The 12517-nt window shown below is 36.4% G+C and carries 12 protein-coding genes; 1 reads left to right on the top strand and 11 read right to left on the bottom strand.

Annotated elements, in window-relative coordinates; translation table 11 throughout:
• Positions 1-28 precede the first annotated feature (28 nt).
• The 4 genes from AC4PG8_RS05465 to AC4PG8_RS05480 form a co-directional block, all read right to left on the bottom strand.
• Positions 29-724, bottom strand: coding sequence for a histidine phosphatase family protein (locus AC4PG8_RS05465; protein WP_194323238.1), 696 nt, complete (start codon positions 722-724; stop codon positions 29-31).
• The gene (locus AC4PG8_RS05470) at positions 725-1432 is read right to left on the bottom strand and encodes a histidine phosphatase family protein (RefSeq protein ID WP_003760692.1); all 708 of its coding nucleotides are present in this window, start codon (positions 1430-1432) and stop codon (positions 725-727) included.
• Positions 1433-1561: 129 nt separating this feature from the next.
• A complete protein-coding gene (locus AC4PG8_RS05475) occupies positions 1562-3040 on the bottom strand; it encodes a peptide MFS transporter (protein WP_003770695.1) in 1479 nt (492 codons plus the stop codon).
• A 35-nt stretch (positions 3041-3075) separates the two neighbouring features.
• The gene (locus tag AC4PG8_RS05480) at positions 3076-4257 is read right to left on the bottom strand and encodes an iron-containing alcohol dehydrogenase (RefSeq protein WP_492170118.1); all 1182 of its coding nucleotides are present in this window, start codon (positions 4255-4257) and stop codon (positions 3076-3078) included.
• A gap of 208 nt (positions 4258-4465) precedes the next feature.
• On the opposite strand from AC4PG8_RS05480, the gene cbpA reads away from it, so the two are divergent.
• Positions 4466-5101: a cyclic di-AMP binding protein CbpA gene (gene cbpA / locus AC4PG8_RS05485; RefSeq protein ID WP_003760686.1), complete on the top strand. Its 636-nt coding sequence runs from the start codon at positions 4466-4468 to the stop codon at positions 5099-5101.
• Between the two features lie 55 nt (positions 5102-5156).
• On the opposite strand, the gene AC4PG8_RS05490 is transcribed toward cbpA, so the two are convergent.
• From AC4PG8_RS05490 to AC4PG8_RS05520, 7 genes are all read right to left on the bottom strand, one after another.
• A complete protein-coding gene (locus AC4PG8_RS05490) occupies positions 5157-6188 on the bottom strand; it encodes a WxLIP family cell surface protein (protein ID WP_160464181.1) in 1032 nt (343 codons plus the stop codon).
• A 78-nt stretch (positions 6189-6266) separates the two neighbouring features.
• On the bottom strand, positions 6267-7109 hold the full coding sequence (locus tag AC4PG8_RS05495; protein ID WP_160464182.1) for a WxL domain-containing protein: 843 nt from the start codon (positions 7107-7109) through the stop codon (positions 6267-6269).
• A gap of 51 nt (positions 7110-7160) precedes the next feature.
• Positions 7161-7451, bottom strand: a complete 291-nt coding sequence (locus tag AC4PG8_RS05500; RefSeq protein ID WP_010990486.1) for an LPXTG cell wall anchor domain-containing protein — start codon at positions 7449-7451, stop codon at positions 7161-7163.
• Between the two features lie 28 nt (positions 7452-7479).
• Positions 7480-9495 (bottom strand): LapB repeat-containing protein, encoded by a 2016-nt coding sequence (locus AC4PG8_RS05505; protein ID WP_492170119.1) that lies wholly within the window; start codon positions 9493-9495, stop codon positions 7480-7482.
• Between the two features lie 28 nt (positions 9496-9523).
• Positions 9524-10171 (bottom strand): cyclic nucleotide-binding domain-containing protein, encoded by a 648-nt coding sequence (locus tag AC4PG8_RS05510; RefSeq protein ID WP_185505257.1) that lies wholly within the window; start codon positions 10169-10171, stop codon positions 9524-9526.
• A 368-nt stretch (positions 10172-10539) separates the two neighbouring features.
• Complete coding sequence (locus AC4PG8_RS05515; RefSeq protein WP_492170120.1) at positions 10540-11571, bottom strand: WxLIP family cell surface protein; 1032 nt, start codon at positions 11569-11571, stop codon at positions 10540-10542.
• Positions 11572-11650: 79 nt separating this feature from the next.
• Positions 11651-12493 carry a WxL domain-containing protein gene (locus tag AC4PG8_RS05520; RefSeq protein WP_185341317.1) on the bottom strand — a complete coding sequence of 281 codons (843 nt, stop codon included), beginning with the start codon at positions 12491-12493 and terminating at the stop codon, positions 11651-11653.
• Positions 12494-12517: the final 24 nt, after the last annotated feature.

Here is a 12517-nt window from a genome sequence, read left to right on the forward strand (position 1 = left end):
GTAGCGTATTTCGCCACTCTGGATTTTTTTATGCTAAGACTAGCTTTCCTGCTTCAATATAGCTTAAATCATTAACTGCTTCAATCGTCCATTCACCATTCTCAAACCCAAGTCTTGTAACACTCGCATTTGCTAACTCTGGATTAATTTGCGTTATATCAAAGAAAGAAATAATGGTATTAATCGCCATTCCATGAGAAACAACTAATACATTTGCATTTTCAGTTTGATTTTCTTTAGCAACTGTTTCCAAAGCATTTTTCAAGCGAGTTACCATGGAGTCCCATTTTTCAGACATTCCAGTTTCATCAATTTTTTCAACTGTTTCGGAAATGATTTGATAGCCATCATAGCCGAATTTTTCAAAAGCTTCTTCCACTGACTGAAAACCAAGATGCTCGATTACTTTTCCGAACATAATGTCTTCATACTCCCCTTCAAATTTACCAAAACCGAATTCACGGAAATCGCTCAACTCACTTATTTCCAAATGGGTTTGTTTGCTTTCTCGTAAAACTATTCCAGCCGTTTCAATCGTCCGACCGCGGTCACTTGTGTAAACAGCATCAAAAGGAATTTCCCTTAACCCTCGCCCTAAAAATTCTGCCACTTCTATGCCTTCATTTGTTAGTGGTGTATCTGACCAACCTTGCACGCGCCGAGATGTATTAAACATCGTCTTACCGTGCCTAACTAAGTACACATTTAGTTTTCCTGTTGCCACTTAAACTCCCCCTTGCGCTTTTTTTCCGGCTTCTACATAAGACATATTTCCAGGTTCTTCAATTGAATAAACGCCGTCTTCAAAAATCACTTTTGTCACACTAGCATTTTCGATCGTTCTTAAATTTTTACTTGGATCAATCATTTCAATAATGCGGTGAATAACCATACCATGCGCAACAACAAGGACCTCGCCCCCGCCACGAGTTTGCGCATCCTGAAGAATTGCATCCAGTCCGGCGGTCAATCGTTTTTCAAAAATGGCCGAGTTTTCTGTCATGCCTGTTTCATCCATTTTATGCACCGTGTCAATCACGATATTAGAATTGTTTTCAGAAGTTTTATCATAATAATTTTCGATTGACTCAAAGCCATGAGCTTTCGCAACCATTTTTAACACAGTTTGGTTATATTCTCCTTCAAATTTACCGAAACCAAACTCGCGCATTTCAGCTAATTTTTCGAGTTTTAAATGATGATTGTCGCTTTCTTTCATTACAATTCGAGCTGTTTCAATGGCACGTCCGCGGTCACTTGCGTAAGCGGCTACAAAATTAGTCCCTTTTAAACCACGACCTAAATCATGCGCAACAAGTGCTCCTTCTTCGGTGAGCGGCGAGTCAGCCCAGCCTTGCACCCGATCAAGTGTGTTTAAAATCGTCTTTCCATGTCGCGTTAAATAGATAACTACCCTGCTTGATGATTCCATGTATACACTCCTTTAAATTATCACTTCTCCCTTTAATAGTAGCAATCTTAAGAGTTAATGGCAAACTAATTTATTTTCCACACACAAAAAACACTTCCTCTAAATAAAGAGAAAGTGTCTTTAAATCCTTTAATGAACGCCCTTCATGTATTTTTTCAAGAATGGCGCGAAAATGAATAATGCTATCGCAAAGCCTATTGCTACAAAACCAGTAATTCCAAAGTAAGCAATTTCAGTGTCAGCATTAAAGAATTGCGTTACTTGTGCGTTAAAAGCTTGTCCCATCGCATCTGACAAGAACCATAAGCTCATTGTTTGAGACGCAAAAGCTTTTGGTGCTAGTTTGGTTGTCGCGGATAGTCCTACTGGAGAGATAAACATTTCCCCGAAAATACAGATGAAGAAACTTAATACTAGCCAAAGCGGGCTTACAAGTGTAGTCGTATTTCCATGTAAAATACCAGGAAGCATCATTACAACAAATGATAAACCAGCAAAGAATAGTCCTAAAGCAAATTTCCGTGGTGTAGATGGTTGTCTATCACCAAGTTTCGTCCAAATCCATGCAAAGATGGGCGATAAGGTAATTACAAATACGGGATTAAGTGATTGGAAATTCGCCGGGTTTAAATTGAAGCCCCAAATAGACAAATCCGTTCTTTCTGCTGCAAATAGCGCTAAAGTGGTTGATCCTTGTTCTTCAATCATCCAAAATAATACTGCGATTAAAAATAATGGTATGTATGCAGTTAAGCGTGATCTTTCGTCCGCCTCTGTTTTCTTGCTTGTCATCATCATAATAAAGTAAGCTAGCGGCACTCCAACTCCCATTACTGTTACAGCAAGGATAATTGTATTAATTGTTAAACTACCTGTAATAAGTGTTAACACAGCAATTAATAATCCGATTGCTAAAATAATACCGATAATTTTCATCGTAAGGATTTTAGCTTCTGATTTTTGAAGTGGATTTGGTGCTTTTTTGCCTGCTTCTTTTAAGTATCGTTTTCCTGTCAAAACGTAAACAACGAGTGCTATTGCCATCCCAACAGCTGCTACACCAAAACCAGCGTGGAAGCTTCCGGCATGGTCCGAAACATTCGAAACAATCGGTGGTGCGATAAATGCGCCTAAGTTAATCCCCATATAGAAAATACTAAAGCCAGCATCACGACGGTTGTCTCCAGCTGGGTACAAGTCCCCAACAACACTAGATACGTTTGGTTTAAGTAATCCAGTTCCTAAAATAATAAATGCCATAGAAACAAATAGCGCTGCTGCTCCCCCACTAGGAATCGCTAGCACTAAATGCCCTACCATAATTAATACGCCACCATAAAAAATGGTTTGTCTCGGTCCTAACACTCTATCAGCAAACCAGCCACCAATAACACCCGACATAAACACGAGTGAGCCATAAATAGACATAATGGCAGTGGCTGTAGATTGACTAAAACCAAGCCCACCTTTAGATACAGAATAATACATATAATATATTAATATTGCGCGCATTCCATAGTATGAGAATCGCTCCCAAAATTCTGTATTAAATAACGTAGCGAGTCCGCGCGGATGTCCAAAAAATGTCTTTTCCTTCTCGGTACTCAAGAAAATTCGCCTTCTTTCATATTTAAAAATTATTACTATAAAGCATTGGTATAGATTTTACGAGATATTTCTAAAGTTTGGTCACCGCGTTCAGAAATACTTGTTAAACCATGACGCTCTAATTGATCCACTAGTAAGTCTACTACTTCATCACCAAGACCATAATCGCTAAATCTAGTCCCTGCGCCTAAACTTTCAAAGAACTCACGTGTTTTAACAATTGCTGCATCTATTTTTTCATCATCAGTACCACTTGTAATTCCCCAAACACGTTCAGCATATTGTACTAATTTCTCATGTTTTTCCTCACGACGAACATTTAAAAGAGATGGTAATACAATCGCTAAAGTACGCGCATGATCTATTCCATATAATGCAGTAATTTCATGACCTAAACTGTGGCTTGCCCAATCTTGTGGGACGCCGCGAGATAGTGTTCCATTGAGCGCATTCGTAGCTGACCACATGAAAGTTGCCCGCGTATTGTAATCATGATTATCTTCCTCAATAACAGCTGGACCAATTTCAATTAACGTTTGTAATAAACTTTCAGCATAGCGGTCTTGAAGTAACGCGCCTACTGGATAAGTCATATATTGTTCCATCACATGCACATACGCATCCATAATACCATTTGCTAGTTGACGTTTTGGCAAAGTATAGGTAAGCTCTGGGTCAAGTAAGGAGAAAACTGGATATGTAAACGCACTTCCAAAGCCAAGTTTTGCTTTCTTTTCAACAAAAGTAATAACCCCGCCACTATTCATTTCAGAACCTGTTGCCGGAAGAGTTAATACTGTTCCAAAAGGTAGTGCTTCTGTAATCTGACGTTTTTCGCCAATTCCGCTACCAAAAATATCGATTGGATTTCCTTCAAATAAAGCGCCAGCAGCGACAAATTTCGTACCGTCAATAACAGAACCGCCACCAACAGCTAATAAAAAGTCATAGCCTTCTTCTTTCACAAGTTGAATTGCTTTGATTAACGTTTCATAGGTAGGGTTGGCTTCGATACCACCAAATTCACCAACTTCTCTAGATTTAAGGGCTGCTTTTACTTTATCAAGCGTTCCAAATCTTTTTACACTACCACCGCCGTATAAAATCAATACTTTTTTATCTTGAGGAATAACTTCATTTAATTCTGCAAAACGGTCTTTACCAAAAATAATATGAGTAGGATTATAATAATCAAAATTCAAGATTTCTTTTTGCATTTTCATGTCCTTCTTTCTGTTTACAATTTTACATAGCATAGTTAATAATACACTTTTTCAAGAAAAATTAAACCTTTATACAAAAGTTTCCTTATATATATGATAAAAATTACACATTTTCATTCTCGTAATTGAGTTAACAGTGATTTTCTATACAAAAGACCTACTTTAAGTTAAAATGAAAGAGAAGAAGAATGGAGTGAATAACATGTTGATAAAAAACCTTTGTATCCCTAAAATAAATTTAACAACCGTTCCTGGAGATGCTACTTTACAAGAGGCTATCAATTTACTAGAAGAATCTGGTTATCGCTGTGTTCCTGTACTAGACGAAAAAGGCGAAAAATTCTTAGGTAATATTTATAAAATGCATATTTACAAACATGCAGCAAATGGTGGAAGCCTGAGCGATCCTGTAATGAGCTTAATCAAAAATGCAACGAAACACATTTGTGTGAATGCATCTTTCTTTGAAGTATTCTTTACAATTAAAGAACTACCATATATCGCTGTTTTAAACGAACAAGGTAATTTCTATGGTATTTTGACGCATGGTAAATTACTTGGTCTTTTACAAGACGGCTGGAACGTAAAAACTACTAGTTATGTACTTACGATTGCAACCGGTGAAGTACAAGGCGCCTTAACTAAAATCACTAAAATCATCGACCGTTATTCGAGCATCGCGAGTTTGATTACACTCGATAACCAAACGGAAGATTTCATTCGTCGTGTACTTGTTTCCTTACCAGTTGGAGTAACCGAAGATAAGAAAAACGAAATCATTTCTCACTTAGAGCGCAAAGGACTTCGTGTAGTAGAGACGGAGAAAATCGAAAAATAAAAAAAGCTTGAAAACAAGCATCGAATCTTGTTTTCAAGCTTTTTTATTTTGCTTTTCACTGTGATTCTTCGTCTTTTTTCCTAGCTCGTTTTCCAATAAAATAAGCTGTTGCTATCACAAGGAGCACGAGTAAAATACCGCCAGTCACATACATCCAAGTATAGTCTTTCTCAAGTCCTAGAGCCACCTTATTAGCCTTGTTAGCATCTTCCTCTGAAATGGTAAATTCTTTTACCCATTCCCACTTATCATCGGCTGTTTTAGCTACCAACTCCACTTTGTATTTACCGGGTTTTAACTCTTGATTTTCCCAGTCCACACTGTAATTAAAGTTGGAGTTTGGTGCCATAGAAAGGTCGGTTCGTTTTGATTCACGCAATACTTTCTTGCTACCGTCTTTATATATTTTTGCATCCACGGCCATCCCGCTAACTAAGGTCGCTTTTGTATTTTGCAAGTTTATTTCGACTACATTTCGGTAGTTTCGCGATGCCGGTTTAATTTCATTTAATTCCAAGTTCGGCTTTACGACCGTCGTTTTTTCTGTAAGCTTCACTCCGATTACATAAGCATACTCATTTTTAATTTGAACTTCTTTTTTAGAGGTATCTTTTTCCTTTTCTTCATCTTTCTTTTCTTGGAAATGTAGCCCACCTAAAATAATGCCATCATAACTCTCTGCTGGCATATTAATATCGAGAGACCATATTTTTGTTTCATTCGGTTTAAGCGTTACTTCTGATTCACTTGCTTTTACTATATCTGAAAATGGATACTTTAATGTTTTATCCGTTTTTGCTTTTGGAATCGAATAATCTACGTACCCCATTTCGTTAGTAACAGCTGTATTGGCCACACATTTAATCGTGATTTGTTCTTTCCCTTGGTTCATTAGTTCTACTTTTATAGTTTGTTTATCTTCTGGAGCCATTTGTAAATCAAAATAAGTAACCCCAGAAGCTTGGTTCTCAGGCAGGATTGCTTTGACAGAGAATTTCCCTTCCGCTTTCGTTGCTGCCACTGTTTGACCGTGAAAAAAAATAAAAGTAAAAAAACATACAAAGACAATAGCGAATATTTTTTTCAAGTCTAAATTTCCTCCTAATTCCTCAATTTAAAAAGAGAAAACAACATAAAAAGATGAAGTTTTCTCTTTTAAAAAATGTTAAATTGCTGGTGTGTCGCTTAACGTCCAAGTTAACTTACTTTGATAAGTTCCATCTTCAACAACGGTATTTTGCGGAATGGATAATTTAGGTTTTGTTGTTTGAGTCGCGTCTTTTGCTGCTGAACCAAAACTATCTGTCCAAGTTCCCATACCTTCGTCATCGCTAAAGTTAGCCGGTGTCGCTGTTTGTTTATCTTTGGCTGCCATTACAGGAACCGTGCTGAGACCCGTCATCGGAATCGTTATATTATCATAACCAGTTGGGGCTTTCGCTGTCGAATTGACTGTTGCGACAGTAGATTTCGGAATCGTTAACTGAGCACCTTTAATTTTTTTAGCTGGGGTGGAATCATCTTTAAACTCACTAGCTGTAACAGAAAGCGTCCAACCAGTATTAGTACCACGTAAATCACTTATTTGTGCATACGGAGTGACTTTTTTTGATACGGATGCTTCTCCTGGTAAGTCTTGCTGTCCGTTGCCATTTGTATCTGTATAAGTAGAAAGAGTGTCATCTTCTGCATAAAAATCCAAAATTCCTGAAGATAAAGAAGCTACACTTTGAGTTCCGAAATCCCAGTTGGATATAGCAAGTATCCATAATCCGTCCGAGCTCACGGGTGGATTGTCTGGACTTGGTACTACTGGGTCTGTTTCAGTTGGATCTGGAGTTACTGGTTCGGGAGTTGGTGTTGTGCTTTTATCAAATTTGATGGTTCCTTTTGTATCTTTATTGACTTTAGTTGCTGCAGACGCAAAATCTTCAGAAAGTACCGGTGTCACGATTAATCCTAGTGCTAATAAACTTGTTGAAATTACCTTTGTTGTTTTTCTTATCATTATTATTCTCCTCTTTCTGTTATGTTATTGTTTATTTAAGATTAGCTTTTTTTACTTCACCCCCTTAAATAAGTTCTTTTTAGCAATTAAAAGGAGACTTACACCTAGTAAAATAAAGTAAACATCACTATTATCTCCGGTTTTAGGAAGCCGCTTAATTGGACCTTTGGAAGGAAAAGTGCCACTCCTATCATCTGTTCCAAAAACCTGTGCAGGACGATTTTTATCCCTCACAAAAGTTACACCTGCCTTACTTATTGCTGTATCTGTATACGCGCTACTTTCTAATGGAAAAAGAAATAAAACAGTACAACCTATAACAATTAGAATATATTTTTTCACGCTTCGAAGTCTCCTTCTATTTGTTTTTTTATCTCGGTACATCCTCTAAAGTCCATGTGACCGTAGCTTCATAAATTCCCGTTACTAATGCATCATTTGGTAAAACTTCTAGAGTTAAGTTATTTTGCAAATTAAAAGTAGTTGTAATTTCTCCAGATTGGTCAGTTGGTTGTTTTGTTTCAATTGGTTGATTAGTCGCATTCAAAAATATCGGACTACTTTCTGATGACTCTTTTTGATACTTAAGAGAAGTTTCTAATATGTCTCCTTTCTCGTTTTTAAAAGGGCTCATCATTCCAGTTATAGTCCATCCTTGTTTCGCCCTTCTTCTATCAAGGACTTCTATTTCAGCGTCTCCCGCCTGAGCAAAACATTTTAAGGTTTGCTTATTATTCGAAATAGGAATGGGGTCAGTATTTTCATCCACGTCCATCCGAAAATCATCTGAAATTTTCATCTCTAAGCCTTCCCTGACACGTACTAAAATTGTCACCGGTTTAGCAGCATCGGTTAACGGTGGCCAATCAGGAGTGGAAAGCTCGACGAAATAATCTCCTACTTTATTTAAATCCACCTTCGAAGCAAAGTCATCTTTCAAATCATTAGGAATGCTCCCTGGGCCAGTTAAAGTCGCATTAATGTCTTGTCGAAATTGATTCGAGTCAACGTTTTCACCTACTAAATAAGTATATTCGCTTTTTGCAGTGATGACTGGTTGCTTATTCTTAATAACAACCTTTATACCTATGGAAACTTCGCCTTCTATATTAGACGCTGTGACCGTAACAAAGTGGACGCCAGCAACTGAAGTATCTTTTATTTTCGAATTAAAGTTAGTTGTAATAGTTGTTTCCTGATCCGTAACAATCTTGGCATCTTCTAAAAACTTACTTTCCGTTAGCGGCGTATTTACTTCATATACAACGTCTTTCGATGAAATTATTTTTGGAGGACCGAGGTATTCAAGGGGTTGTTGAAAGATCCCTGTGAAACCACTGCTCTCACTGACAATTCTTCCAAATGATATGTTTTCCGGTTGCCAAACATACTCGACACCCTGAATAGATTTGCTGGTAGATGACTTTTTATCCCAAACACGTATAGTAGGTTTTTTCAGCATTTCTTCTTTGGACCAAGTGATGGTCGATGTAGCTGCATTAAATGATGCATTAGGTCGATAAAACATAATAGGAACAGTTCCACTCGTACCCATAAGGATAGTTTTATGGGTTAAAGAAAAAGATTTTTTACTAGAAATGATTTTTTTAGGAAATACTATTCTCTGATTCTCTACATCTATAATTTGAAGCCTTGGTTTAGAATTATCAGCTAAATTTTTTAAACTTGAAACGTCAGTAACCTTATTACCACCCAACCTTATGTTCCAAATAAATGGCATATTTATTTTTGGTATTACAGATACATCCGAGATATCATTATTCCCAAGAAATAAACTGTCTAAAAGAGGAAAACCATTAGGCGCTTTTAAGAATGGCGATAAATCTTTAATATCATTACTATTTAAATCAATAGTATCTACCCCGGTAAGATATTGTATTCCTTCAATAGATTTAATTGTAGGGTTGTTAGGACTTCCAGCTTTAGGTTCATACCTATTGTTATATGCTAACATCCTTAAATTTTTCAACTCATCTTCAGTAACAATAGAATTCACACTGTAGTTATTAGAAGTATACTTGGTTAAATTAACAGCTACTGCATTTGCCATCCCCGGGTCTTTAAAAATATCCGAAATTTTGCTATTAGGCGGAAGTGTATTTTTTAGGTTTTTAAGTGGTGTCTGCGCTTTTTTATTTGTTTGACTTTCTTTGGTTTTATTTTTGGTTTCTGAATTATTGTTTGCTTGTTTTTTTTCAGGGGTTAAGATTGTTTTATTTAAGTTGTCGTTCGTTTTTGTTAGTTCTGGAGTTTCAGTAGTTTTCGGTGCTAGTGCTTCTCTTGTTTCTTCCGCGAAAGAATACACAGGAGAACAAAGCGCTAGTAATAATATAAAAAGCAACAATGGCTTCCAGTTCTGTTTCATCTTCTGTCTCCTTCTTGTTAGTTAGATTTCATAATAATTCGGCCATAATTCCATCTTGCACGATGAATGTCTTCCGGTTCCTTTTCAAAATATTCTTCTCTAGTAAAGACACTCTTTGCCGGTAAAATGCGGCTTTCGATAAAGTACTATATTCAATTAAGGCTTTTAAGGTTATTTCGGGCGGTAAGGTAATATTTCCTTGCGTATCCTTGCTTCCGATAAGTTCACCCAAGTATTTTATTGCATAGTAAAGCTTATCTTTGTGCGCCTTATTGTTTAGTAAAGATCTATAAAATAAGTGGCGTTCAAATCTTTTTAAAAAGAAATACTGAAAACCAAAATTTTCCGGAAATAACGTGAGCGCATATTCAACATCTTGCTTCTTATATTCATAAATCTCACAAGTTTCTGATAATACAATGTGCTCTGTAGTTGGGGGAGATTCTTCCAAAATACAATATCTAAGAAAAATTCCAGGTTCAAAAATAGATAGTAATTTCTGAGGTGATTCCCGAGTATAGCTACTAATATATCCCTCAATTAGTAAAATAACACTATCTAGTTTAGAAGAATCACTTGTAATCTTTTCGCCGTGTTTGAATTTACGTTTTCTGTGTTTTATCCCATGTTTTTGCATCATGTTGATAAATTCTTTGTATGTAAATAATTCCTCCACTAAAAAAATTCACTCCTCTGTATTTATATAATTTATTTAGCGACACATGTTAGTCTTGGCGAGAACTAAACTTATATTACCATGCACAAACTGAATTATTTTCTCTATAGAGAAGGAATTTAGCGTTTTTTCTATCTTTTCTTTTGAAGGATTATTTAAAATCCTCCTAAAAACTATAGAAAAGGCGTTCGTTAATTTGTCACAACTAGTTAAAAGCTCACCCGATTCATTCAAATTTCACCCCTGCATTATTCATTTAAATCCGCATAAATATACAGCGATATCACATTAATTCCAACTTGATTTACAGGCATAAAAAAAGCTTGAAAACAAGATACTCCCTTGTTTTCAAGCTTTTTTATATAGATTTATTCTTCATCATCTTTTTTCTTTGCAGTACGTCTTCCAATTAAATAAGTGACAGTAATCAGAATTAGTAAGAGTAGAATTCCACCTGTTATATACAACCAAGTGTAATCTTTCTCTAGTCCTAAAGCTTTGTTATTTGCTTTTTTAGCTTCATCTGATGAAATAGTAAATTCCTTTGTCCATTCCCATTTATCATCTTTATTTTTTGCGACTAAATGAAGTTTATACTTTCCTGGTTTTAACTCTTGGTTTTCCCAGTCCACACTGTAATTAAAATTGGAATTGGGTGCCATTGATAAGTCCGTTCGTTTTGCTTCATGTAGCACATTTTCGCTGCCTTGTTTATATATTTTGGCATCCACGGCCAGTCCACCAACTAAGGTCGCTTTTGTATTTTGCAAGTTTATTTCGACTACATTTCGGTAGTTCCTACTTCCTGCTTTAATTTGATTTAATGCTAGTTCCGGCTTAACTATAGTGGTTTTTTCGGTTAACTTTACACCAATTACATAAGCATATTCATTTTTAATTTGCACTTCTTTTTCTTGCTTTGTTTCTTTCTCTGTTTTTTCTTTAGTCTTTTCTTTAAAATGTAACCCGCCTAAAATAATTCCATCATAGCTTTCTTCAGGCATTTGGATAGTTACCGACCAAATTTTAGTTTCATTTGGTTCAAGTGTAATCTCGGAGTCACTTACTTCTGTTATATCAGCAAATGGATATTTGAGCGTTTCATCCGGTTTTGTTTTTGGTATCGAGTAATCGACATATCCCATCTCATTGGTAATAGCTGTGTTGGCGACGCAATTAATAGTAATTTGTTCTTTACTGTGATTGGTAATTTCGACATCTAATTTTTGCTTCTGCTTAGGTTCCATTTGTAAATCAAAATATGTCACGCTAGACGCCTGATTACCTGGAAGAATTGCTTTTACGGAAAAACTATTACCTTCTGCTGCCTCGGCGTGTTGATTTGGCAAACAAATAATAGCAAATGTACAGGCAAAGATGATAGCGAATATTTTTTTCAAGTCTCTCTTTCCTCCTAATTACTCAATTTAAAAAGAGAAAACAACATCGAAAAATGCAGTTTTCTCTTTTTGAAAAATGTTAGACTGCTGGTGTATCGCTTAAAGTCCAAGTTAATGTACTTTGATAAGTGCCTTCTGCTACAGCCACGTTTTTAGGAATAGATAATTTCGGCTTAGATGTTTCTGTTGCAGATACTTCTGCTGAACCAAAGCTATCTGTCCAAGTTCCCATACCTTCATCATCACTGAAGTCTGTTGGTGTTGTAGATTGCAAATCTTTAGCTGCCATTACAGGAACTGCTGCTCCACCAGTCATGGAAATTGCAACGTTATCATATCCAGTTGGTGCTTGTGCAGTAGAATCTTTTGATTTAACAGTAGATTTTGGAATAGTTAACTCAGCACCAGCGATTTTTTTGGCAGGTGTAGAATCATCTTCGAACTCACTACCTGTTACTGAAAGAGTCCAACCATTATTCGAACCACGTAAGTCACTAATCTGAGCGAAAGGAGTTACATCTTTAGTAACAGAAACTTCTCCTGGTAAATCTTGCGTACCATTTCCGTTAGTATCTTCATACGTAGTAATTTTTCCATCTTTAGAATGCACATTTATTGCACCTTTAGATAATTCGGATGCGTCAAGTGTGCCAAAGTCCCAATTAGATACTGCTAAAATCCATAGACCATCACTACCTACTGGTGGATTAATTGGATCTGGAACAACTGGATCTGTAGCAGTTGGATCTGGATCTACTGGAACTGGATCTGGAGTTGCGCTTTTATCAAATTTTACAATCCCTTTTGAATCTTGTGTTACGGAAGTTGCTGCTGAAGCAAAATCCCCAGAAAGTACTGGTGCTACAATAAGTCCTAGTGCTAATAAACTTGCTGTTGTTACTTTTACTGTTCTACTTGTCATTATTATTCTCCTCTTTCTGTTATC

The sequence above is a fragment of the Listeria sp. MAN/IMW/UF555 genome (assembly GCF_058684075.1).